The 24954-nt window shown below is 49.2% G+C and carries 25 protein-coding genes; 4 read left to right on the top strand and 21 right to left on the bottom strand.

Going from position 1 to position 24954, the window contains the following annotated elements:
• The first annotated feature begins 53 nt into the window (after window positions 1–53).
• Entirely contained in the window at window positions 54–1643 is a 1590-nt protein-coding gene (locus LQ229_RS04750) for a glycosyltransferase (protein WP_216536562.1), read from the top strand.
• A 73-nt stretch (window positions 1644–1716) separates the two neighbouring features.
• Entirely contained in the window at window positions 1717–2115 is a 399-nt protein-coding gene (locus LQ229_RS04745; RefSeq protein WP_216536563.1) for a hypothetical protein, read from the top strand.
• Window positions 2116–2187: 72 nt separating this feature from the next.
• On the opposite strand, the gene LQ229_RS04740 is transcribed toward LQ229_RS04745, so the two are convergent.
• Complete coding sequence (locus tag LQ229_RS04740; protein ID WP_216536564.1) at window positions 2188–2823, bottom strand: DUF1796 family putative cysteine peptidase; 636 nt, start codon at window positions 2821–2823, stop codon at window positions 2188–2190.
• 220 nt (window positions 2824–3043) lie between these two features.
• Window positions 3044–4261, bottom strand: coding sequence for a glycosyltransferase family 4 protein (locus LQ229_RS04735; RefSeq protein WP_216536565.1), 1218 nt, complete (start codon window positions 4259–4261; stop codon window positions 3044–3046).
• Window positions 4262–4441: 180 nt separating this feature from the next.
• On the opposite strand from LQ229_RS04735, the gene LQ229_RS04730 reads away from it, so the two are divergent.
• Together LQ229_RS04730 and LQ229_RS04725 are read left to right on the top strand one after the other, a co-directional pair.
• Window positions 4442–4795, top strand: coding sequence for a hypothetical protein (locus tag LQ229_RS04730; RefSeq protein WP_216536566.1), 354 nt, complete (start codon window positions 4442–4444; stop codon window positions 4793–4795).
• A gap of 58 nt (window positions 4796–4853) precedes the next feature.
• The gene (locus LQ229_RS04725; RefSeq protein WP_216536567.1) at window positions 4854–5918 is read left to right on the top strand and encodes a glycosyltransferase family 4 protein; all 1065 of its coding nucleotides are present in this window, start codon (window positions 4854–4856) and stop codon (window positions 5916–5918) included.
• 564 nt (window positions 5919–6482) lie between these two features.
• On the opposite strand, the gene LQ229_RS04720 is transcribed toward LQ229_RS04725, so the two are convergent.
• The 19 genes from LQ229_RS04720 to LQ229_RS04630 form a co-directional block, all read right to left on the bottom strand.
• Complete coding sequence (locus LQ229_RS04720) at window positions 6483–7496, bottom strand: transposase (protein ID WP_230191062.1); 1014 nt, start codon at window positions 7494–7496, stop codon at window positions 6483–6485.
• A gap of 532 nt (window positions 7497–8028) precedes the next feature.
• Window positions 8029–8949 (bottom strand): NAD-dependent epimerase/dehydratase family protein, encoded by a 921-nt coding sequence (locus LQ229_RS04715; protein ID WP_230191061.1) that lies wholly within the window; start codon window positions 8947–8949, stop codon window positions 8029–8031.
• Window positions 8950–8959: 10 nt separating this feature from the next.
• Complete coding sequence (locus tag LQ229_RS04710) at window positions 8960–9679, bottom strand: glycosyltransferase (RefSeq protein ID WP_216536660.1); 720 nt, start codon at window positions 9677–9679, stop codon at window positions 8960–8962.
• Window positions 9679–10599 (bottom strand): NAD-dependent epimerase/dehydratase family protein, encoded by a 921-nt coding sequence (locus LQ229_RS04705; protein WP_230191060.1) that lies wholly within the window; start codon window positions 10597–10599, stop codon window positions 9679–9681. The genes LQ229_RS04710 and LQ229_RS04705 overlap by 1 nt, the downstream gene beginning before the upstream one ends.
• Window positions 10581–11408 (bottom strand): SDR family oxidoreductase, encoded by an 828-nt coding sequence (locus LQ229_RS04700; protein WP_216536571.1) that lies wholly within the window; start codon window positions 11406–11408, stop codon window positions 10581–10583. Before LQ229_RS04700 ends, LQ229_RS04705 begins: the two co-directional genes overlap by 19 nt.
• Entirely contained in the window at window positions 11405–12391 is a 987-nt protein-coding gene (locus LQ229_RS04695; RefSeq protein ID WP_216536572.1) for a polysaccharide biosynthesis protein, read from the bottom strand. The genes LQ229_RS04700 and LQ229_RS04695 overlap by 4 nt, the downstream gene beginning before the upstream one ends.
• Window positions 12384–13475 (bottom strand): UDP-N-acetylglucosamine 2-epimerase (non-hydrolyzing), encoded by a 1092-nt coding sequence (gene wecB, locus LQ229_RS04690; protein ID WP_216536573.1) that lies wholly within the window; start codon window positions 13473–13475, stop codon window positions 12384–12386. The genes LQ229_RS04695 and wecB overlap by 8 nt, the downstream gene beginning before the upstream one ends.
• A gap of 35 nt (window positions 13476–13510) precedes the next feature.
• Window positions 13511–14947, bottom strand: a complete 1437-nt coding sequence (locus LQ229_RS04685; protein WP_230191059.1) for a glycosyltransferase family 4 protein — start codon at window positions 14945–14947, stop codon at window positions 13511–13513.
• A gap of 190 nt (window positions 14948–15137) precedes the next feature.
• Entirely contained in the window at window positions 15138–16310 is a 1173-nt protein-coding gene (locus tag LQ229_RS04680) for a glycosyltransferase (RefSeq protein WP_216536575.1), read from the bottom strand.
• A 17-nt stretch (window positions 16311–16327) separates the two neighbouring features.
• Window positions 16328–17422: a DUF3880 domain-containing protein gene (locus tag LQ229_RS04675; RefSeq protein ID WP_230191058.1), complete on the bottom strand. Its 1095-nt coding sequence runs from the start codon at window positions 17420–17422 to the stop codon at window positions 16328–16330.
• A gap of 168 nt (window positions 17423–17590) precedes the next feature.
• Window positions 17591–19141, bottom strand: a complete 1551-nt coding sequence (locus LQ229_RS04670; RefSeq protein ID WP_230191057.1) for a diguanylate cyclase — start codon at window positions 19139–19141, stop codon at window positions 17591–17593.
• Between the two features lie 514 nt (window positions 19142–19655).
• The gene (locus LQ229_RS04665; RefSeq protein ID WP_216536577.1) at window positions 19656–20231 is read right to left on the bottom strand and encodes a DUF5317 domain-containing protein; all 576 of its coding nucleotides are present in this window, start codon (window positions 20229–20231) and stop codon (window positions 19656–19658) included.
• Window positions 20232–20326: 95 nt separating this feature from the next.
• The gene (locus LQ229_RS04660) at window positions 20327–20557 is read right to left on the bottom strand and encodes a hypothetical protein (protein WP_230191056.1); all 231 of its coding nucleotides are present in this window, start codon (window positions 20555–20557) and stop codon (window positions 20327–20329) included.
• Window positions 20558–20561: 4 nt separating this feature from the next.
• A complete protein-coding gene (locus LQ229_RS04655; protein WP_230191055.1) occupies window positions 20562–20969 on the bottom strand; it encodes a hypothetical protein in 408 nt (135 codons plus the stop codon).
• Window positions 20938–21306 carry a restriction endonuclease subunit S gene (locus LQ229_RS04650; protein WP_230191086.1) on the bottom strand — a complete coding sequence of 123 codons (369 nt, stop codon included), beginning with the start codon at window positions 21304–21306 and terminating at the stop codon, window positions 20938–20940. Before LQ229_RS04650 ends, LQ229_RS04655 begins: the two co-directional genes overlap by 32 nt.
• 36 nt (window positions 21307–21342) lie before the next feature.
• Window positions 21343–21630, bottom strand: a complete 288-nt coding sequence (locus LQ229_RS04645; protein ID WP_216536579.1) for a nucleoside-diphosphate sugar epimerase — start codon at window positions 21628–21630, stop codon at window positions 21343–21345.
• A gap of 78 nt (window positions 21631–21708) precedes the next feature.
• Window positions 21709–23109, bottom strand: coding sequence for a glycosyltransferase family 2 protein (locus LQ229_RS04640; RefSeq protein WP_230191054.1), 1401 nt, complete (start codon window positions 23107–23109; stop codon window positions 21709–21711).
• A gap of 85 nt (window positions 23110–23194) precedes the next feature.
• Window positions 23195–24226 carry a GT-D fold domain-containing glycosyltransferase gene (locus LQ229_RS04635; protein ID WP_230191053.1) on the bottom strand — a complete coding sequence of 344 codons (1032 nt, stop codon included), beginning with the start codon at window positions 24224–24226 and terminating at the stop codon, window positions 23195–23197.
• On the bottom strand, window positions 24223–24951 hold the full coding sequence (locus tag LQ229_RS04630) for a sugar phosphate nucleotidyltransferase (RefSeq protein WP_216536580.1): 729 nt from the start codon (window positions 24949–24951) through the stop codon (window positions 24223–24225). The genes LQ229_RS04635 and LQ229_RS04630 overlap by 4 nt, the downstream gene beginning before the upstream one ends.
• Window positions 24952–24954 lie beyond the last annotated feature (3 nt).

The following is a 24954-nucleotide window of genomic DNA, read 5'->3' as shown; positions in this document are numbered from 1 at the left end:
AGTGCGAGAAAACATCGTCAGTTTAGCATATTGCGCTGGAAAGGAATGAGCATATGGATCATCTTCGAAACAATCCGAAAGTTTCCATCATTATTCCGGTCTACAATAATACGCCGTACTTGAAGCAAGCCATTAATTCCGCGCTTAACCAAACCTATCGAAATATCGAATTGATCATCGTGGACGATTGCTCGACCGATCCGGAGGTAGCCGGCATCGTAGCGGGGTACAGCGGCCATCCACTTGTGCGCGTGTATCGAAACGAACGAAATCTTGGCATCTCCAACACGCAGAACGAGGCCTTATTCCGATCTTCCGGGGACATCATCGCGTTTCTCGATTGCGACGATATGCTGGAACCCCACGCTGTCGAGTTGTCCTTATTGCATTGGACCGATGAAACGAAATATTCTTTTTCCGACCGTATGCATATCGACGAATATTCCAGGGATACCGAACGCGTCGGCAGCGAGCGTTTTCCGAAGCGGGATATCTTTACGGAGCATCTGGACGGGAATATGTATGCAACCCATTTCAAGATGATCAGCCGCGACGTGTTTTATAAAATCGGCATTTTCAATCCGAAATACGATAGCGCCCAAGATTACGACTTGGCGTTAAGAGCCGCTTTCCATTATCCGCGCTCCGCTTTCGTCCACGTGCCGTATGCGATATACAAATACCGAATCCATTCCGGACAGACAACCCATATCATTTTGCAGCATCAGCTTCATCAAGCCGCGCTTATTTCCGGAGAAGCGGTCTTGCGGAAAAAGATTCGCGAAGGGCTCTTCCATACATTCGTCACGTTCGTCGTCATCGTTCATGAAGCGAATGTACATACGTTGGAGTGCGTACATTCGATCGAAAATACCGTTCGCATCCCGCATGAGATTATTCTCTTTGACAACGGCTCGTCGGCGGCAAACGGACAATGGATCCGGGATTGCATGCAATCTTTCGCAAATGTAACAACCGTCCGTTCAACGGACAAACTGAGCTCGGCCGAAGCGAAAAAAGCCGCCTTGCAGCATGCCAGAAAAGACGCCTATTATATTTTCATCGATCCTCACAATGTGGCGACGGAAGGATGGATCGAAGAGTTGCTCGTTCGTGCCGAAGAAAGCGGCGATATCGGATCGGTCGCATGCCGTGTCATATACTCCGACTTTACGGTGCAGCATGCGGGAGGATACGAGCGCATAGAGGGGCAGCGAATTTCCTTCAAGCTGCATCATGCCGGGCAATCCTTTTTGGAACTTCCCACGTTTCAGCGGCATGAGACCGATTGGAACCCAGGCGGGGCTACATTGTATAAGCAAATTATGATACCGGACCATTATTATTATTTTTACGACGATATCGCGGTCTCGTACGAGTTGCGCAAACAAGGCAAAATTCTCGTGAACGCCCCCAACTCCTTGCTTGTTCGCAGAAAGGAGCGATCAGCCGAGGCGTCGCCGCCTCTTCCCGACGATCCGCATCCCGGGCTGCTGCTCAGGTCGGCGGCGCAGTTCTTTATGGAGCGCCGCATCATTCCGGACGATGCCGCCGTCTATCGTATCAACCATATCGACAGCCGGGCGATCACCGATCAAGAATTGGCGGCGGCACTTTGCATGTCGTATCTCGCTTGCGATTAAATTTTATCGTTAGCGACGCCGGTTAAGGCGAACGCCTCGACCAACGTCGCAATAGCCAAGGAGGGATTCCTGTATGCTCATCAAATATTCGCTATCCAGCGGCATCAATCTTGGACAATACGTCTTTCCGCTTCATATCGGCGAGCAAGAAATTTTTTTATCCTTTATTCAGATGCCGAATTTAACCGCCGGCGATCATGTCGTCATCGAGGCCGGAGTCAGCTGGCAAAAGAACTGGGATATCGGGCAACTGCAAATTATCATTCGCAAAGATTCTCCTCACGGGACGATCGTATATCAGGCGGAAGAAACTTGCTTCTCTTCAACTTACAGCACGCTTAGATACGTCGATAGAGAAATTGTCAATCCTTCGCACGCTTACTACCTGTCCGTGAAGTCCACCGATTCGCCGGTAAACCAAGCAAAATTGACAGGTAACGTTTCCTTCGTCGTATCGGCCATGATGCCGTAACCGCCTTGACGCAAATAAGCCTTGATCTCTTTACGACAAAGGGATCAAGGCTTTTCGATTGCTAATGAAAGGTCAAGCGTTCACATATTGAATGCCCTCAAGCAAAATATTCCAATTGGGATCATAGTTGCTTGCATACATATCGAAAGCGGGAAGCTCTACCGAACAAACTTTTTCGAGCGGCCACTCCAAATCGACGATATACGGAACCTGAGTGTAATTGACCAGCAATACGCGAAAATCATGGGTAACCATCGAAGCCAAAACGGATTGCAGTTCGCTTGCTTCCTCAAACGTTCCGTTTAACCTGACAAACAACAGCTTCGGATCGGAGGCCATTTTTTCCAACGTCCGCGCCACGCGCCGATTTAACTTTTCCTTAAACTCCGGATAGCTGGACAAGTAGGAATCCGAACCGGCGCGAATCGGAAAATCATGGCTGGACACCATATTATAATACGTATCTTGGACGACATAATTCGGATGGTTCGGAATAAAATCGAGCATCTTCAAATTCGGGAGTTCCATAAAACCCGCAAACCGGTTTTTCAATAACCGGTTCACATCCGACAAATACGCGCTTACCGTCCAATCCAGCACGCCGGCAAACGGCCGCAGCTTGTTCGCTTCCAGTTGAATCGCAGGCGTACAGTTAAATCCCAAGCTAAAAATCGAGTGATAAACCCCCTTAATTTCAGCTAATTTCATGAAGATCCCTCCTACGAAATGAAATCCCAAACATAGAACGGAGCATCCGCTCATTTCATCTGCTTAAGTATCGTTAGCATCTTAGGATCGGGCATAACATAATGTTGAGGCAAACCGGATTTGATTCGATTCCACATCGTATAGTTTACGGACACTTCGGGATTCGAACATTGTATTAAAAAGAGGCCGTTATACAAATCGCTCATGACCTGGAAATGGCTCATTTTTTCCCTCCCCTCAGTTCCTCGTATAGATCCAGAAATCGCTGCAGCATCCGGTCGTACGACCAATGATCTATGGCCCATCTTTGGGCTTGAGCCCCCATGTGGCGCCGCAAGGATTCGTCTTCCAGCAGCACATTCAAATAATAGACCATTGCGGTCGTCTTCCCCGTAGGGCAGACGAACCCGGTAATTCCTTGTTCGACCATTTCCGGAATTCCCGCAGCGTCGTTTACAACAGCGGGAAGACCGGCGATTTGCGCTTCAATGAGCGATAAAGGCTGATTATCCAGTATGCTCGGACAGACGAAAATATCGGATATCGCCAACATATACGGAACATCCGTCCTATTTCCCATAAAAGAAACGTAATGCTGCAATCCTAGAACCAAGCTTTGATGATGCAATTTCTCCTGCTCCGGTCCGCTCCCAACAATTCGGCAATGCCAATCTTGGCGGATCGATTTCAATTCCGCCAGTGCGGATAATAAGAAATGAACGCCTTTTATTTCCACCAGACGTCCCGTAAAAATTATCGTTTTCTTCCCTGGTATCCGATCGATTCCGGAAGGGACCGACATTCGCTCCATAAACCGGTTGATATCGTAACCGTATTGAAAAACTCTCACCTTGTCGCTTGGGACGGCAAATTCCTTCACCAATTTGTTCTTCAGCCAATGGGAGGATGTCACCGTCACATCTCCGGAGGACGCGCCCAAATATTCTAATACTTGATGGTATTTCCATCTGCGGGAAAGGCTCAAGTTTTCATCATTTTCGATAAAATGAAGCCTGTATTCCTCCGCCGCCGAGCCGTGCAAACTGGCAATTAACGGCGTTGCGATCGGCTTGACTCTGGAAAACGCGCGAGTGGCGAAAACATCCTGAGTATGGATAATATCGTACTCGTTCAATCCGAAATATGCGGCCGCTATTTCCATACTGAGACATTCGAACTCAAAATGACGAATCCAACCGTCCTCGGCGAGCTCCGGATAAAGCGCAGCATTTATTTTGGCCGACAGCAAAGGCATAATCTGTTCCTTGTGGAGAACCCGATTCGCATTCGAAATATGGTATGTTTGATGCCCTGGACCCGAACTGAACAAATCCACAACATGGCCGAACCCTTCCAACCGGCGCTTCATTTGAGTCATAAACTCCCATACTCCGCCTACATGCGGAGAAATGAAATACGTCGCCAACAATATTTTCATTCCGCTCTCCCCAATCGATATCCGTAGCTTCTTTCCGTCCTTACAATATATTAGCCGCCGTCCCCGAATGCATGGGTATAGTTCCTCAACTCATAAAATACATATTTGTCCAGTCCGTTTTTAGCCATGTATCATATCATAATAATAATTGAAAGAAGCCGATTGGAGTGAAAGGCTGTTATGTCCGTTTTCAAACTAAATTGTTTCCCGGGAGCCGAGTTTGATTCGCGGTACATTCAAGCCGTCGATATCGTCGTTCAAAACCGGGGCGATCTGCCATTTGATATCCTGACCCAAGGTTATATCAACGGCAACATATTCGCTCGTTCCCTACATCATCTCGATCTGTATCCCCAAACCGGATCTATCGTTACGATCGCCGATCTGCGCACGGAATACATGCCTTTTTCCTTTGAATTCGTAACGAACATTATGTCCCCGATATTTACGGATATTACGATCTTCGCCAAAAACAACGGTTCCCCGATCGCAATTATTAACAAAGAGCAGTTAACAATCGCGGATCCGAATTAAACGTAAAACGAAGGGAGAGAAGGCGCGCTATTTCCGCTCTTTCGCCGCGCCGAAGCTCATGAATTTTTTATTTATTCATTACGTTCCGAGCGGCGGTGTCGATTCTTTGAACCGCCATCGATGCCGGGCGCTGCGCAAACTGGGACATACGGGGCATTGTCTCTACTATTCTCCCGGCTCGGGAATGCAAAATATTTCCGATATTCCCACATTTATCGCGAGCGACGACGCCGGACTCATACAAGTTATCGAGCACGGACGGTACGATGCGATTATAGCTACGACCGACTACGGCGCATTTCCGCGATTTCGCAGTCTGGGTTATACGGGAAAATTCATTTTGGAAATCCAGGGATACGGACCGCAGGAAGTCGCGCGAAACGAATTGACGAAAGGAATTGCTTGTATCGCGGAATATGCTTCCGCATTATTAAATCCGAAAACGTTCCATATCGCGGCTCTGTTCGACGAGTTGTTCCCTTACATCCCCAAGTTCCACTTCAACAATCCGTTTGACAGCGAAATGTTTACGTATCGGGAGTTGCCTAAAACGAGCCACCCTATTATCGCTTGGGTCGGGAGAATCGAGGATAATAAAAATTGGAGAGAGTTTTTAACGATCGGAAGCCATTTGATTCATTATTACAATCCTTACATTCGCTTATGGATGTTTGAAGATCCGAATTTAGCGAACGCGCAGGAAAGGGAGCAATTCGAAAGCGAGATCGAGCGGTTGAAATTGAAGCCGTATCTTACGATGTATCAAAACGTGCCGAATGATCAGATGCAAAATTATTTTTCTATGATTGGCGATTCCGGGGGCTTCCTCTGTTTAACGTCCAAAGAAGAAGGCGGGCCTTATTGTGTGCTGGAGGCGATGAGTTGTCGTTGCCCGGTCGTCTCATCGCGGAAAGACGGAGTTGCAAGCACGATTATACACAACGAAACGGGCAAACTATATACGTTAGGCGATATTGTCGAAGCGTTGCAAGAATCCATTTCTTTATTAAGCAACGAACAGCTTAGAGAATCGATTCGCACCGAGTCGCAACGCCTCGTCCGTACCGAGTTTACTCTGGAACGCTATGCGCAAAATTTTATCAATATGATCGAATCGATATAACCCTTTGCGAACCGGGCGGGAAACCGCCCTTCAAACCATTAATAACCCCCCCCCTCCTATTGCCTCCTTTTTAAAACCTTCTAACCACTATCCCATCAGCTCAGAAGCCAATGAAATATAACAATTTTTCATCCCTCTGACCGCTATCCCAATCACTCGCTATCCCAACCACTCAGGGGAATTGCATATTCCCATTAAACCCTCTAAACACGATCCCATCAGTAGCGGCGAACCTAGTACTTCTAAACTTAATGTCTCTCTGCGTAGCCATATGAACTAAAAACTAGCAAATCTCAAAACTAAAACTTTATTGCCCCTCTTTAGGGCCGTACTAAATAATCTATATTCCTTTGAAATACAGACACAGCACAAAACAACATCCGATATCCTGGTCGCTCAGAGGTAGTCCCCAACTTAGTGGGCATTAGTAAAACTTATAGTATATCGCTCCTTCAACAAATAGGCGTCGAATTTCAACTTCAATAATCCAATCTCAACAAAACTTTTCGACAGGTTGCAAGAAAGTGTTTCAATGAAAAGTATGCTTCCATACAAGGATCCCCGCTACGCCAGAGTTTCAGCAAGAACTTTTCGAATTTGTCTGCTTTTATGAATAAGGTTTTGCAAATAAAGTTTGTTTCGCTGGTAGCGGCTCAACGTATTTGTTCTTAGATGAGTTGTACTCGTGCCGGTTGTACGCAGGTATTGTCGCGATGCGACGGAGCAAGTCATCGGGCGAGTTGTCATACATAAGTCCAAGAGACTATTCATAATAGGGGCATTGCGGAATTGCATATTTCTGCGAAAACAAAACTCATCCAAATAATATTGCAAATAGGCGGGGCCTATTCCGCGAAACGTCTTATTAATCCATGTTGTCGCTTGATTAAATAACTTCCGCAAATGGGGAAGACGATTGAAAAGCATGCGCCCCCGCTCGATGACTACATCGTACGTTTCAGGATCGACATGCTGTTCTGCAAACGCCTTCAAACCGGACTTCCGTAAGCGCATTTCGTCCAGATGTTCAAGAGAGATTTGCTTCATTTTAACGTAAAGCGGCTCTCCTTGCGGGTCGAGGGAGACGCCGACGAGTAAATGATGTTCCTGGGGATGCCGAAATATAGTCGAATTGTAAGGGCGGCCATAGAAATTTTGACCGGCTCGGACGATTCCTGTAAGCGGTTGGTTTGCATCGCCATGACTTATAGCTTGGCGAATCTTATGCAACATCGACCAAGCCGTTTTGTATGTAACGCCGATATACGAACAGAGTTGTACTGCATTGACACCGCAATGTCGCGAAACGAGCCAGATCGCAAAAAGCCATTTGCGCAATGAAGTACGGCTCCCTTCTAAAATCGTTCCGGCTGTAAGAGAAGTTTGATGACGACAGGCGCGGCATTCATATAACGGAAGTCTTCGCGACTCAATCGTATACGCTTGATCATAGCGGCAACGCGGACAATGAAACCCGCCCGGCCACTTCTTTTGGAATAAGTAATCGGCGCAAGCTTCCTCCGTACCAAATTGACGATCAAACATCGCCACAAGGCAATCTGCCGTTGAATCGCTCATGTTCGCCGCATCAGAGCAACTTGAAATGCCATTCGGGTATCCCTCATCCCGATTGCATACAGAGCTTAAATCCCGCTGAACGTCACTAACGAAACGTTCCGACGAAGCGTCCGAATAATCATACTTTCCGGCTCGTTCCTCCACTTATTTCACCCCAATAAGAATAGATGTTCTACTTACATTATACAGAACATTAGTTCGTATTTCAATATAAATATAGATAAAATTACAAAAAATGCAGGTGGGTGAGGTATAGTCGTTAAGACGTTCATCTTCCTTCTTGTTCGATTGTATATTCTCAAGAGGGGTTACTGAGTCAAGGGGATAGTGCTTAGAAGGTTCGATGAGAGTATACTGAGTCGAGGGGATAGTGCTTAGAAAGTTCGATGAGAGGATACTGAGTCGAGGGGATAGTGCTTAGAAGGTTCGATGAGAGAATACTGCCAATGGGAATTGGTTTAAAGAGTCGCATAGCGCTATGTTCGCATGAACACAACCCGCACTTTTCGGAAAGTACGGGTTGGCAGGTTTATTATATGCGTTTGTTGAACAAATGCTCATAGGTTTCGCGCAACCCTTCGCGAATATTATACCTTGCATTCCACCGGAGCGTTTCGCGAGCTTTGCTGTTGCTCAGGCAGCTGTGGCGTATATCGCCCAAACGCGGATCATGGTAGTTGACTTGAAGCGGTTTGTCATGGATGCGCTGAAGCTCGGAAGCGAGCATGTTGACGGATGTCGGTAAGCCTGTGCTAATGTGCACCGTCTCGCCATCTCCAAACCGCTTTGCCGACAAATTGGCAAGCACGACATCCTTCACGTAAATGAAATCGCGGGTCTGCTCCCCGTCGCCGTGAACGATCAGAGGCAATCCATTCCGAAACCGTTCCATGAATAACGCAACGACTCCGCCTTCGCCCTTTGGCGTTTGTCTGGCCCCGTATACGTTGGCATACCGTAAAATCGTATAACGAATGCCAAAAAGCGCACCAAATATGCGGACATAATTCTCCGCCGTCAACTTAGATATACCGTAAAAAGATATCGGGTTCGCCGGATCGGTTTCCCTGATCGCCGTCCGCTCCAAGTTGCCGTACACGGCCGAGGTGGATGCCAAAATAAATTTGCTCACGCCTGCCTTGACGCACGCTTGAAGCAAATTGACCGTACCAAGCGCGTTGACATGAGCGTCCAGAAACGGATCGCGCACCGATGTTTGGACGTCCGCTTGCGCGGCCAAATGGTAGACGATTTCGGGGCGAATCTGGGCAATCGTTTGCGACGCTTGTTCGAAACGAACGTCCGCTTCGTAAAACTCCGCCGCTCCAGGCACATTCGCTAACGAACCCGTACTCAAATTGTCGATCACATGTACTTCATCGCCTTGCGCAAGCAATGATTCGACAAGATACGAACCGATAAAACCGGCGCCCCCCGTTACGACCGCTCTCATCGACGCCCCCTTACCGGTTAACCAGCTTGGCGATGAAATTGGATAACGGGGCGTGATATCTCTCTCTAGTCTGCGCATATTCCTGCACGACGGCAGGTTGATGCTTCCTCGTTCCCATCTCGTTATGCCAGCGGTAACCGGTCAAACTTTTGTTCAAAAAATAAAAATAATACCCCTTCAATATAATGCGCATCCATAAATCCACGTCATGCGTGTAAGGATAACTTTCGTTGAACAGCCCTACCCGCTCCAGCATGCTTTTTTTCATCATTACCGTACAACCGTTGACCGGATTGTAATGATGCCAAGAACGGTAAAACTCGAGAGCGTTCGGAAACCGGATGCCGACGTCGGCTTCCGTCACATTGCCATGCGCGTCGATATTATCGAAGGAAGTATAACTGATTTTGGCATTTCGGCTTAGCATAAACTCTAGCTGCTGTTCGATTTTGTTCCGGTAAAACAGATCGTCCGAACTTAACCAGGCGATATACTCTCCGGAAGCCATTCTGATGCCGTGGTTTAATGCCGAGGCCGTTCCCCCGTTCGCTTTTCCCAAATAATTCAACTGGCTGCGGTAAGGGGCTATCAATTCCGTATGTTGTGTGGATCCGTCGTCGACGACAATGATCTCGATATGATTATAAGATTGGTTCAGCGCGCTGCGGATCGCTTGATCGACATAAGGACAATTGTAAAACGGAATAACGATCGTTACTCTAGGTTTCATCATTTCACCTCTTGCCGCTTCCTGTAATAGTCAACAATGTCTTGAACGGACGTCTCAAAGGAGATTTGAGGCGTCCAACCAAGTTCTCGCATCAAAGCGGGGTTTGCCGGCACAGGCTCTGTCCGTACATCGTCATTTCCGGCAATTACGGGCACTCGTTTGGAAGCATGACGTTGAAACGCTTCGATCACATCGTCAAGGCGGCGCCATATTCCCGATTCGATCGGATAGACCGTCCCCCTGCTTCCCGCCCGTAAAATAAATCCGTATGCCCGCACGGCATCCCGCACGTCGAGAAAATCCCGCTGTTCTCCGGCGGACGATAAGCGGAAAGGCCCCTCCTTATATCCCCGCTCCATCCGTATCATTTTGCTGGCGAAGAGTGCGCAAATCCCCGTCGAAGGGCCGGGGCCGATCAAATTCGAAGGCTCCGCCAGCATAATATGCTGCTCGAATAAATGCATCCAATGGCGCGCCGCCGTTTGCTGCATCGTCTTGCTCCAACTATATGGATGCGGCGGTTTCTCCGTCCGCGCCAAATCGAATTTCAATTTCGAGCCGACCACGAGAATGCGGCAGTGCGGCAATTCCCGCAGCGCATCCAACAGGATCAGCGTAGACATCATGTTGGTTTCGATATATTGGATCGGATTCGTCCACGATTCGGGAACGGAATTTTTCCCCGCCACATGCAGCACGTAATCGGGACGAACCGATCGTATGGCTTCATACACCTGCTCCTTGACCGTCATATCGCAAACGACCGTCTCTCCGTACTCAGGCGTGTCCCCCGCCTTCCTTACGAGCGCCGCGACTTTCATTCCGATGCTGTCAAAATAACTGCAAGCATGACGGCCGGTAAATCCCGAAGCTCCGGTAACGAGAATCGTGCCGCGCCCGTTCATCCCGACCGCATCCACTGTGCCAGTTCGCGAATCATCTCTTCATAAGGGGGCACGGAATAGTCCAGATCCGAACGGGTGACCGCCAATGTTCGATCGACGGCGATTTCGTCGTCGGGTACGATCTCAACATCGTTCTTGTCGAACGATCTTTGGAACAAACGAAGCAATTCCAGCTTGCTAATACGCTCCGGCGCAACAAGATGGACGAGTCCGTTAACCGGACAGTCAATCCAATGTTCGATCGCCTTAGCGAGTTCGAGCGTCGTGACTCCGTTCCACAACACTTGCCGGTAACCGCGAACGTTGCCTTGTTGCCGCAGAAACCAATGCAACAATCCGATGCAATGCGACCGGACTTCCGGTCCGACGATCGAGGTTCGAACGGTAAGATGGCGGCTGGCGTTCACTTCGCCAAGCGCTTTCGTTCGAGCATACACCGTTATGCCGTCCGGCGCATCCGTTTCGGCATAACCGCCCCGATCGCCGCGAAATACGCAATCGGTGCTAATATGAATGAGCCGCGCCCCGACAGAGTCGGCCGCCGACGCCAGACGATGCGGCAATAGCCCGTTAACGGCATATGCCGCTACCGGATTCCGTTTGGCCGCTTCGTTCAAAATGCCGATCGCGTTCACGATGACATCCGGGCGAACCGTTCGAACGAGCGCCTCCACCATGGAGGGATCCTCCGCGTCGAACAACAATCCGGAATCGTCGGTCTCGTCTCTTGTCGTGTAGAAAACGGAATGTCGGCCGGCGGCGCGAAAATACCCCACCAACATATGGCCAGCCATTCCATTGCCGCCGAGGACGAGCAATTTCATGACAAAAATCCTCCCCGCACGAGCATGTTCTTGATTTCTTCCTTGTTCATTACATTTTGCGAGGAACTGAAGCTGGTGAATTCTACCGGGGCGCAATGTTCGTACCGCTCCCTTAAACCGGGGATATTGATCGTCGGCAAAATAACCAAATATTGCTCGTCGTAAACGACAGTGGATGTGCTCTCGTATTCGCTCATTAATATTTCATGTATTTTTTCGCCGGGCCTTACGCCGGTTTCCACGATCCGAACATCCGATTTGCCGGAAGCTTCGATTAACACTTCCGCCAAATCGATAATTTTGCAAGTCGGCATCGTCATCACATAAATTTCGCCGCCATAACTCTCTTTTGTCGCTTTAAACAGCAACCGGATCGCATCCTGCAATGTTAAAAAAAAGCGAGTCATTTTTTTGTCCGTCAATCCGATCTGATGTTTCTGTTTAATTTGGTTCATAAATAAGTGAATGACGCTGCCGTTAGTGCCCAGCACGTTGCCGCCGCGCACGCAAACGAATTTCGTGTCCGAACGCAGTAAATTGGCATACACGATTAACTTTTCGCCGATCGCCTTCGTCATGCCGTAAAAATTGGATGGATTCGCCGCTTTATCCGTCGAAATATAGACCGTCTTTTTCACATGATTTTCAATCGAAGCCTCGATCACGTTTTGCGTGCCGATGACGTTCGTTTTTAACGCTTCATAGGGATGATCCTCGCATACCGGCACATGCTTGAGCGCCGCAAGATGGAACACGTAATCCACGTCCTGGCATGCGCGCGAAATCGTCTTTCTGTCGCGTATATCGCCAATAAAAAAACTAAGCCGCGGATCTTCGAAATGACGGCTCATAGCCACTTGACTCGTCTCGTTTCGGGAGAACACGATGATCTCCTTCGGCTTTTGCGGCAGCAGTTGGCTAATCAGTTCGTATCCCCAAGACCCGGTGCCGCCGGTCACCAAAATTCGTTCGTTCTCAAACATCAACCTTCCCTCCAAGCAGAAATTTTACGACTTTTACGGAAACGTCGGTCGCCAAATATCCGTCCGGACACTGCCAGTCGGAAGGCAGTTCCGTCATGATTTTTACGGCCTCCACGATGTTTGCCGCCTTGAGCCCTGAGACGACGTTGCTGCCGCAATCGACCGTTTCCGGCCTTTCCGTCGTATTGCGCATCGTTACCGTCGGAATATGAAAGATACAGCATTCCTCCTGCACTGTTCCGCTGTCCGTCATGACGCAGCGCGCATTCCGTTCCAGCTTGACGAATTCGAAAAATCCGAACGGTTCGTGGAACTCGACTAACGGGTGCATGTCAATGTCCATATATTGCTCCATTCGGGATTTGGTTCGCGGATGGATGCTGCAAACGATTCTCTGCCCGTAAAGCGCGGCGATTTCGTTCAAAGCGCTCATCATTTGGGACAAGTGATCGCGAGAATCTACATTTTCGGCGCGATGGGCTGTCACGAGAAAATAGTTCCGCGGCGATAAGCCCAATTGTTCCAATATATCGTTTTGTTCGATTTGCGGGGCGAAACGGAGCAGCACTTCATAAATGGGATTCCCGGTCAGAACGATGCGTTCGCTTGGAAAGCCTTCACGCAGCAAGTTCGTTTTGCTCTGCTGAGTGTACGGCATATTGTAAGAGGAAATCGCATCAATAACCCGCCTGTTTTTCTCTTCGGGGACGGCCAAGTCAAAGCAGCGGTTTCCGGCTTCCATATGCACGACGGGAATTCCCATACGTTCCGCGACAATCGCGCATAAAGCGCTGTTCGTATCTCCGAGCAGCAATACTTTATCCGGCTTTTCGCGCAATATGATTTGTTCGATTTCGCCAAACATCGCGGACAGTTGGCTGCCAAAAGATTGCTGCTTCATGTTCAGCCTGTAGTCGGGCGTCCGCAGCTCCAACTGCGTGAAGAAAATATCGCTCAAAGTCGCGGTAAAGTTCTGGCCGGTGTGCACGAGCACATGCTTGTCGGCATACTGATCCAATTTCCGAATAATCAAACTTAGCCGGATAATCTCAGGTCTCGTACCCAAGACAGTCATGATGCGCATAAAAAAATTCACCTTCTTATCGTATGAAAATCGGGCTAGACTCTCGTTCGCACCTTCTTGCGCTTCCGGTTGGCAAGCCGTCTTCTAACGTTGATTCGCTTGCCGATTCTGCGCCTTGCGCTTTTGCGCTTTGCGGCGGCAACTCTTTTTCTGGCAATGGCGGCCCTCCGCTTTAAACGCAGCTTTCTTCCGAGCCTCGCTGCACGTTGCTTCCTTACTCGCATCAATCGCCTTAAGCGCATCGTTTTTCCCGTTCTGCGCGCGGAAAGCGCGCGTCTCGGTCTCGGCGGGCTAAGGGCGTTGATCCGCACAGCCAAATGATTCAAGTTCTTTCGGTAGGATTCGATGCCGAACATCGATTGCACCGTTTGATGATTGGATCGGCCTACTCTGGCTTCGGCATGCGGATCGGCCAGCAACTCGCTGACACATGCCGTCAACTGCTCCACATTCCCTTGCTCGACGACATAGCGATCGTTGCCCGTTGCGCTTTGAATTTCGCTTAGACCGCCCGAACGGTACGTAATGACCGGTTTGCCGAAAATAAGGCCTTCCAAGGCGGTCATACCGAATCCTTCCTGAACTAGACTTGGGACGACCAAAATATCCATCGCCGGGTAAATCGCCTGAATCGAATCTTCAAAACCGCTGAACCGAAAGCGATGCGCGTGTTTCGACCTTTGAATCATCGCGAGACAACGGTTGTAATAGTCCATATCCCTTGGGCTCCCGACGATAATAAATTGCGTATGGGCGAATTTTTCGCAAATTTGGAGCGACATTTTAATAAAATGCTCCAATCCTTTTTCCGGATTGATGAACGTGGAAATATAGCCGATAAGCCGCGTCGACTCGGCAATGCCAAGCTGGTTGCGTCTGGACTTTCTGGCGGCGGGCCATTTCTCGGGCTCGAATTCCTCCATTCGCCACGATGGAGGCAAAATAACGATTTTACGGCGGATCGCGTCGCCGCGAAATGAACGCATCGTCGTATTCGATATGCCGACGATCAGATCCGAATAGCGGTCGATAAGCGCAACGGATTGAGCGGTATTCGCATTTTCGTTAATCGTCTCGGTAATTTTCCACACAACCGGAATATGCAGCGTCTTGGCGGCAACCGCCGGCAAAATATGCACGCATGTATTGGTTAACACCACATCGGGGCGTTCCGATTTTAACAGCCGAATTAATTTCGGCAGTTCCGCACATTGCTTCAACCTCTCCAACTGATCCGGCAAATCGGCCGGGGGATCGTAAATAAGAAAAAACAGCGGACACGGCTGAACGACTACTTTAATTCCGTGGGCACGCGCTTGGCGCGAAAGAACCCCTTCTCCCGGCACAACCAGAACGCAATCGTAGAACGGCATCATTTCCCTCGTAAAAAAGAGAAGCAATTTTTCCGCGCCGGTTATGGAGGTTGGGTTGCAGACGTGAGAGAACAATATCATTTTTCGTTTTCTACGCATCGGCACGAATCATACCTAACGGTATGGATTCACCTCCTTTCCCAGGTAGTACAATATATTGAAAGGACATACGTATCGCCACGACATTGAACCCTCCACATTCGTACAATTTCCCTTTCGTATCCCTGCATCGCTTCATGATGCAAGCGATCCGGTACAGCAATTTGTACCGGATCGCGCATCGATTCCTTTACCCGAATATATGGGCCAGCATTTCATTCAATCTTCTGGCATACGTATGCTCGCGCATCGTTCTGGCCAATCCGCGCAATGCGATATCGCGGCGGGCTTCCTCGTTCGCCAAGTAATAATCGATTTTCTCCATCAATTCCTGGGGAGAAGCATACGTCTCAATCTCCACGCCCGGCGTATAGAACCGGGCTAAATCGTCGCGAATATCGGTTAGCTGCAACGTGGCGCATGAACTGATCTCGAATGTGCGCGGATTAGGGGATACCGGGTGTATTTTATTGGTATTGTTATTGACGGAATCGTCATCATGCGACCGGTGCAAGTTAATGACGATCTTCGAACCGTTGTACACTTCCGACGTCTCCTGCGGTCCCATCCATTTGCCCAATTCGATCTTGTCTTTCAGCGTTTCGAACCCTGCAAGCCGATCCCACCATAACCCTGAAATGCTGACGTTCTTGTCTTGCAAATAAGGCACGAGTTGATCGAAAAATCCGACGCGATTCCAATATGCGGAACCGACAAAGCTGATATCGCTGCGAATGGTCGATTGAGTCGGCTTCGGGCGGTATTGCGTCGGCTGAACGGCGAAGGGCAAGTAATATACATTAGGGCAGCCGAGCGATTGATAATAAGGAACGCAGTTCAACTCAAGCGTGAAAACATAATCGTAATGGCCGACCATATTAGACGTGAAATCGGTATAATACGGATCGTCCGTTAGCCAAATCGCGGTGCGGAACCCGAGTTGCCGGATCGACTGCACCTGTTCGGTCGAAAACTCCATGCCGTCGAGCGAGAGCACAAGATCTGGCCGTACTTGGCTTGCAAGATCGGCAACCGGCTGCCGCGGATCGGTCGGAATGAGTTCGGACACCATCCCTTGCAGCGTGCTGATCACGGCTTCGTCGATCGGCGAATACGGAAAACCTTTCCCCGTCGTAACGTACAGAATCCGAATATTGCGAAACGGAACCGGATCTTGAACCGTGTTGACGATGACGTCGGCACGGCCGCGCAAGTAACCTTCGTCAAACCCTTTCTTGAACCCCAATTTCCGCCCTTCTCTGCGGGCTATAGCGGCTGGGCCTAATCTAGTTACGACGATTCTCCGTTTTTTGAGCGCATGGCGCTTTCTCGTTTTTTTCCGACGATGAACGATTAAAGACATGACGACACTCCTTTGCATTATGAAAATATAATTTCAAAAAGGCGATTCAACCGGTCCGCGAACATGTGGTTTTCTCTAGTCGTCCGCAACCCTCTCAGCGCGATAGCAAGGCGTTCTTTTTCATGGCTTAGATAAAATTCGATTTTGTCGCGCAATTCGGATGCCGACGCAAACGTTTCAATATCGGATCCGGGACGGTACAAATGATGCAAATCTTCGCGCACATCGGTAATTTGCAAGGTACCGCAGCCGGAAATTTCATAGGTGCGCGGGTTGATCGACGTGCCGCGAATGTTGCGGCCGTTTCGATTGTCGCTTCCGGCTTCGATCGGCCTATGCATATTGATTACGATTTTGGCCCCATTGTAATAATTCGCCGTCTCTTCAATCGGCGTCCAACCGGGCCGGATATGACGCTTTAACGTTTCGAATCGGGACAGGCGCTCCCAATGTCCTCCGGCGATAACCACTTTCTTGTCAGCCAAATACGGAGCCAATTCGTCAAACAAAGCAACACGGTTCCAAAAGGCGTTTCCAATAAAACAGACATCGCTTTCGTACTCCAATCCCGTGCGGCGCGGATGGAATATCCGGCTGCTTGTGGCGAGCGGCAAATAATGAACTTGGCCGCAGCCGAGACTTCGGTAAAATTCGATGCAATTCATCTCATGGGTGAATATATAATCGTAATGGGGCGCATTGCGTGCCGTATCGTCCGTAAAATACGGATCGTCCGCCAGCCAAACGGCCGTGCGGATTCCGCTGCCGCGAATCCGGTCGAGATGATCGTGATGTTCCTCCGGAAAGACGTGAAGCCCGTTCATAACCAGCAACAGATCGGGCTTCGTCTCCAGTGCCAAATCAAGCATCCGCTGCGGTTCGGCGATTATGCATTCCCGGACGGACGCCTGCAGCGCCTCGATGACCCCGCTGTCGATCGCCTCGAATCCTTGAGGAACATACATCGCCTTCACATCCCGCACCGGGAACGGGCGGGACGCGACTCGCCTCAGTACCGATTGGCACGCTCCCAGACGGTAGCCATGCCTCCAACCGGTTTCGTACCCATGCCGATGCCCTTTGCCCCTGCGTCGGAAAATCTTATCTTTCACAACATTCATCCTGTCCGTCATTGGTTTATAGGTATGTATAAATATATGCGATACAGGCAGACACATCATGGACGCTTATCCGCTAAGATTGAAAATTGGCGAATGTCCAAAAAAACAAAAGACTCTATCTGCGAATGCGTCATTCGCAAATAGAGTCGGATTCTATCGTTATGAAACGGAATTCATTTCTTCCAGTTTAAAATCATACTTGTTCGCGATCATCCGAATGAAGGATTCGACGAACGCTTCGTCGAATTGTTGCCCCGCACAACGCCGCAGTTCTTGTATCGCTTCATCGAACGTCTTCGTTTTCTGATAAGGCCTTTCCGTCGTCATGGCGTCGAACGAATCGATTACGCATAATATGCGTGCCAGCTTCGGAATATCGTCGCCGGCCAGGCCGTACGGGTAACCTTTGCCGTCAACGCGTTCATGATGCAGCTCCACCAGCGGAATCAGATCCGAATATTTATCGATGGCGGATACGATTTCTTTTCCCCATATAACATGTTTCTTCACGATGCTCCATTCTTCGGCGGTCAACTTCTCTTTCTTCTGCAAAATATGCTTCGGCACTTCTAACTTACCGATATCGTGGAACAGCGCTCCCAAAATTAACGTTCTCTTCTCGGCATCGCTGAGCGGAATATAATCGCATAGATCCATGGCGTACGTGAATACTCTTTTGCTATGCTGGAACGTATAAATATCTTTCGATAGGAAGATTTTCAATTGCTGCTCGATTTCCTGTATATCTTGCTCGATATCGATCGTCTTGGAAATCGGCGACTGTTCGTTATAAATATGTACAAGGTTTTTGCCTTGGGCTTTCGCATAATACAGCGCTTGATCGGCTTTATCCATTAGTTGCGACTTATCATAAATTCCCCCCGTATACTCGATAATTCCGGCCGAAAACGTAAGGCAGCCGTGCGGGAAAATTTCAACGCCTTCGAAATAGGAATCGTTAACCTTTTTCCTCAAGGAATTGATAAAAGAGAATGTTTCCCTTTCCCGTTTGCCCGGCAGCAATATCGTAAATTCGTCGCCTCCGTGACGCCCTGCGATATAATGATGGGGATCGCATTCCTGCAAAAGCAATTTGCTGAAAAACTCAAGCAGCTTGTCGCCTTTCAGATGGCCGAACGTGTCGTTATATTTTTTGAAGCTGTCCACATCCAAAATAACGAGACTTAAGGGAGAGCCTGACGCCTTCGCTTGGGCGAGCTCCTTTTCCAGCAGTTCTTCGAAATAACCGTGGTTGAACAAATTGGTGCGCGGGTCTCTCGCGGCCTTATCCGAAACTTCCTGATACAAGCGAAACAGCTGTTTAAACGAGACGGACAACAGGACGGCGATGATTAAAAACAGAAACAATCCGAAATAAAAATGCGTCTCGAACATCATCGTTAACATTAAGGAAAGCAGTAACGTGCTTATATAGGCGGTTATCGTTTCTTTAACGAATCCATGGATAACCTGGAACAAGCTTTTTTTAATTAACAACATAAAATAAATTCCGAGCGCAATGACATTAACGGTAAAATATGCGGTCATAGCCAAAAGATAAGAATATAGCGCAGTCGGCTCCATCGGACCTGTATGTCCTCCCGTTTGCACGAATACGTAATGGGCCGAAACGATCATTAAAGCATAGACGGCGAAATTGATAATATGTTTCCACCAAACGATTCTTCGTTGATATAGTATATAAATCACTGAACTGATTAACAGTACATTGAGAGATAATTGCAATCCAAAAGTGAAAATACAAGCCAAGTACAATGCCGAATCCATCGATTGAGCATTTCCCTCAGGAGGCAAACGGAATAAAACCTGATTTAATAGCAATATCGATCCCGTGAGTGAAAACAACAATACCCAACCGGATGTCGAAGGCAATTGAATTTGAGAATTTAGCATAAACACGAGAATCCCCACGAAACATAGACCTGTTAAATACAGATTGGATGGGATTGTAAAATACGATTTCAACTTAGCTGTATGATTCATATTCAAATTTCTACCTTTTCTAGAGAAGGTGAAAAGGAAGAAGCATAATCACTTCTTCCTCGGTGGGGCCTTCCGACTTAAGATTATACTAGTCTATAGCCGGAAGTTAGAGCAATAACCAGAGATGCAACGATCGCCAAATTCAAAAGAATTGTTTTCGCTTTGGCTTTATCAAGTTTCATCGAATTCACCTCCTTCTATAATCTAATGGTTGTGCGCTTCACTCCTCTATCGATTTCAGCGAAGATTTCTTCATTTTATCCGCCAGCATCAAATGCTGAATAAAAACGAAAATGCCAATATTCATGACGACATCCCCGACGCTTATCACTTGGGTCCGGGGATACGGACTCGATAACGGGATAATATCGCCCAGAAACCCGAGCCGGGTCGAGTCGGTTATCAATTGATGCTTGCCGTAAACGCCTTCCTGCAGCGCTTGGGTAAAGAACGGATCCAGGACGGATGCCGCTTCCGGCGAAACCGGCATTCTTCCCCCATTGGCCGCCATGACGATAAAATTCAGCAATACGCCGGCGAATATCCAGGGAAAACCGGTATGGCTGCGATTGATCCATAAGAAATACAAGCCGACGACGTAAACGGCCATATAAAAATAATTGCTTGCATACGAAAGCCAGTCCCAGCGGGACTGAAATATAAACATAACGATTTGCACAGCCAGCAGCACAATGAAAATCCAGCCGTGCTTAAGGCGCAAATCGGCAAAGCTTTTCAAGCTGCCGCCGCGAATCAATCCCAAAACAATAGAGATGATAATTCCGTCATAAACCATACTAAGTAACCGCTCCAAGTGGAATATTTTACATTACCATTTCGACAAAATTCTTATATTTCCTTCTTCAAGCAAAAAAACCACCGATTCGGTGGTTATTGCGATGCATATGCAATATGATGGCCGTCTTCGAACCCTTTGGCAAAGCCGGCGTTGAATCCTTCGTTATACGCCTGATCGAACGCCTGATTGAATTCATTCCCTTGCGGCGGGCCCGCATTGTCCTGAATGACCGGCCTGCTGCGGCGGGCATGACCTTTCCGTTTAAGCCGTTTTAAACGGCGCTTGCGAATCGGTCTGATCCGTCTTTTGATTCGGCGCTTCAACTTTTTATGAATGAAACGGCGTTTTCCTTTGAATAACCGTCTCCCCTTTTTCACGATGCGAATTTTTCTCTTTCTTAGCGCCTTTGTCTTTGTTTTTTTCATTCCGCTTATCCTCCTGCACTCCTCGGGTCCCATTCGTTAGTGCGTTGAAAGCTGGAGCCAACCACGGCTTAGTAGGAGTTCCTTTTTTTAATCGCCGAGACGCGACGCCGGCCGCCATCGAGCTTAAGGCTTGCTGGTATCCGGTTACGACTTGCATATTTTCGCCGATACGGCGCGCGAGCTCCTTCGACTCCTCATGTTCCGCCACATCGGCAATAACGTTTAGTATGCGGGCGATCGCTTGTTGGCTGTGCGCAATCGAATCAACAAGCTTTAGCTTAACGATCCTTTCCTTCGTCCAGAGGTCCATTGCCTGTGTCCCCTATATCAAAATTGCCGCCAAACATTCCGTCGAACCCGTCTCCGCCCGAATCCGCGTCCCGATTCAATATGACCCGCAAATTATGGGCCAGGCCGTGTTCCAATTTCGTTAATCCGTCGATCACCTCGACAAGTTGCTCATGAATCGCGATCGGCTCCTTCAATTGATCTTCATGACTTGTAAAAGCGTGTTCGGATAAATGGTTCAACGCCCAATTGCGCACTTTCTCGGCTTCGACCGCTTTCGCTTCCAGGATCATGGAAATATTCCATTGCAACTTGGCGCTTGCATCCAAAATATGCAAGTACGCCTCCTCTCTGTTCAATACCATCCCCTCGCTTCCGGGCCCGGGTTCACGTCTTTACTCTTCTCCCTGATCTCCGATTTCCTTCATGACATGGGTTAAATTTTCCGCCACCGCCTCCTGCAAATCGGCGATGCTGTTTAGATAGGCAACGATATTTTTCGTTACTATCGCCGAATTCTCGATCAAACCGTCCACACCCGAGAATTCCGGATGCCGGTCGGGCAAGGCGTGGATGATCTGCGACATTCGGACCGCAACCTGGCGTTTGGCATCGATGACCCTAGCCATGTGCTGATGGGAATAAGACATGTGTACGATCATTTCACTTATTTTTTGATGCATCCCATTCCCTCCCCATTAACGATAACCCACCCTATTACAACATATGCCGTCGAATGTACCCTGCTACATGTCAAGCGCCTATATATACATCCCTTTAATTAGCGGAGCGGAAACGATCGGCAAGCCTTCCGGCATCTCTCTCAGCCGCTCCTCGGACAACGGCATTCGATTTTTCAAATGCAAATTCCAGACGGCGGCCGCGTGCTCGCTCACGATTTTCCGTTTCTGCTGTCCGATATACTGATATAGCGTCCCGTCGCTTCCCGCCAATAATTGCCCGTTAACGGGCGCCTCCGCGACCGCCGCATGCCCGCGTTCGCCCCCTCTGTAACGCCTCATAACCGCTTCGCCCCCAATGGCGTCTCCTAATTCCCATCCGCGCAATTCGATTTGCGACACCCGCGTGACAGGAAGGGGAATATGGCCCTCTACCGGATGCCTCATTCCGTCCTCGATCCAGTAAATCGTTTCGCCCGATCCTTTCACCAGCACGTGAGACGGATAGAAATGAACAGAAGTGCGAGCGGGCGGCAATGGGACCGTCATCGCTGCAACTATTTGTTTGACCTCATCAACCAATGCGTAAGGATTGGCCCATTTTTGCGAAAAAAAGGCGCTGTTGCGATCGTTCACGGTTTGCAAACCGTCTCCTAACGCCTTCATGCTGACGCTTCCGAAATGGTGCACAAACGTATCCCTTGCCGTCATGAGGGAATAGCCGAGCAAACGTACGCGAATCACATAATCGTCGTCTTCGAAGTTGCCCATTTCATACCCTTCGTCCAAATAACCGGCTTGCTCGAACAATTCGCGCCGAAACAGCAAACAAAAGCCGACCAAACGATCCGTTCTTTGCCATTTTGTTCGATCCGGCCGATTATGCCCTTCCGCGAACGCATGCATCTCCTCCAAATTCCGGTACGGCACTTCGATTTGCTGATCGCCTCCGATATAATTCGTCACAGGACCGACCATGCCGATTCCGGGATCGCTATGCAAGCAAGACAGCATATTCGCAAGCCAATTTCTTGTCGCGATTACGTCGTTGTTCAATAACGCGATCGTCGTTCCTTTGGCCATCATTAAACCTGTATTGATCGCGCCGGCAAAACCGAGGTTCCGATCGTGAACGCGATAACGGACTTCCCCGCCCAATCTTTGCAAATATTGCTCCGTTCCGTCGGTCGATGCATTGTCGACAACGATAATTTCGTAAGGAGTCGGCGTATGAATCCGTATGCTGTCGATACATGCTTTCAAATATTCCAGTTGATTGTACGTCGGGATAATAATGCTCGTACCGTGAAACTTCGTGCCGTATCCGAGCCGGCCGAGCTGGACGCCCTCATTATAGCCTCTCTCATATCCTTCTTCATACGAACGTTCGCGCGTTCGCTTCCGGATTGACGGCCTGCCATGCGAATTTCGGTTCCGGAGGCGTCGCCTCGCCCCTTTCCGTTTGGATTGCTCCGCCTTCACCGCTTGTCACCTCCTTCAAGGATTCAAGGATTTACGGGATAACGCACCGTTTGCCTTCATGCCGACTCCGCTTCGCGCGATTGCATCAAATGCTTTCCCCAGTGGCGATTTTATTGGCCAAATGGCCGAAATCCAGCGCGACTTTGCCCAATTCGGAGGCGATCCGCTGCGAAATGACGACGGCAGGAATGCCCGCGGCGACAAGCGCCATATCGAAATCGTATTGCGCCACCTCCGCCATCACGCGTTGAATGTCTTTCATGCCGTTCACCGGGGCGACGACGCCGGCGACTTGAACGCATCTGCGCGCGAGCACCCCGCTCAGTGCCGGAGCCGCGTTTCCGACAAGCAGCACTCTTCTTCCCTCCATCAACATCGTTAGATACCCCAATTGATACAATAAATAATTCATCGTGGATATCGTCATTCGCAAATCGCTATAACCGATTTGATAATGATGCAGCACCGGGAACAATAACTGTTGGAAATTGGGCGAGCGGGAAACGGGTATGCCGATGATCGTTGCCTGGCGAATCGATTGTGCCAGCAGGTCTCCGGCCTCGGGATCGGGAATGTCGACTCCCGCATATTTCAAGAAAGGACCTTCCCGCAACGCTTGATCCGCGCTTACGACTTTATCGTGGGCGAGCGTAAGCAGTTCGCCGTCGCCAAGGCGAACCAAGGACAACGGTTTCCGCATGTTTAACGCCTGCTGCATTTCGCGAAATACGGTAAATGGATCGAGCAGCGGATACAGACGATGGCGCACCTGTTCAAAGCCGGCCGCTATCACATCCCGAACCGTCAATTCGGGCAAAATCGTAAATGCCGGAAGCATGTCGGATAGAAGCTTCTCACCGCCGTCGTATACGCCGATTTTGTACCCTTCTTCAAACCGGTCGGCATGCGCACGGGGCTCGGGCGCCGCTGCGGCGACAGGCACTGGCTGCGGGGGCTCAGCTATGACGGGAGCGTCCGCAGCCGTCTCCGCCGGCCTTTTCTTCTTGAACTTGTATGTTCTTTTTTTGCCGGCGATCTTCTTCACGACAAGCCGGCGTTTCCGCCCCATGGCGACCCGTTTTTTTCGTTTTCTTATTTTATCCTGTTTTTTGATCACGGCTCTACCCCCCGAAGCATTACACTCGCCTCAAAGAGCGATTCGAACGTTCCCGCATCGGTCCACCATTCTTGCAGCACATCGTATTGCAGACGCCCCGCCTCGGCGTATACATTATTCACATCCGTAATTTCCAATTCGCCGCGGGCGGAAGGAACCAGCCGTTCGACGATGTCGAAAACGTTCGTATCGTACATATAAAGCCCCGTGACGCAATAATGGGACTTCGGCTGCGACGGCTTTTCCTCGATTTTTACAATTTCATCTTTGCGTTCCGGATGAAATACGGGAACGCCGTAGCGGTGCGGATCTGCAACTTGCTTCAGCAGCACCCTTGCCCCGACGGCCTGTTCCCGAAACGACTTGACGAATGGCGCCAAATCGTCCTTGAACAAATTGTCGCCGAGCAGAACGACAAACTTCTCTCCTTCGGATACGAAGCCTTTCGCCAAGCCTAACGCTTGGGCGATTCCGCCGGCATTGCTTTGAATTCTATAGGTAAGGCTGACGCCCCACTCCGACCCGTCGCCCAAAAAATCCATATATAGTCCGGAGGAGGCTTTGCCGATAATCATCAATATGTCGCGTATGCCCGCACGGCGCAAACGTTCGATGCCGTAACAAATCATCGGATATTTGCCTACGGGCAGCAAATGTTTATTGACAAGCTTAGTGAGCGGGTACAGGCGAGTTCCGGTTCCTCCAGCCAATATGATACCTTTCATGCG

The organism is Paenibacillus sp. CECT 9249, from assembly GCF_918697855.1.
In the GTDB taxonomy this organism is placed as follows: domain Bacteria; phylum Bacillota; class Bacilli; order Paenibacillales; family Paenibacillaceae; genus MSJ-34.
The sequence above is the reverse complement of the archived record's forward strand: the minus strand, read 5'-3'. Positions and strand labels throughout refer to the sequence as shown.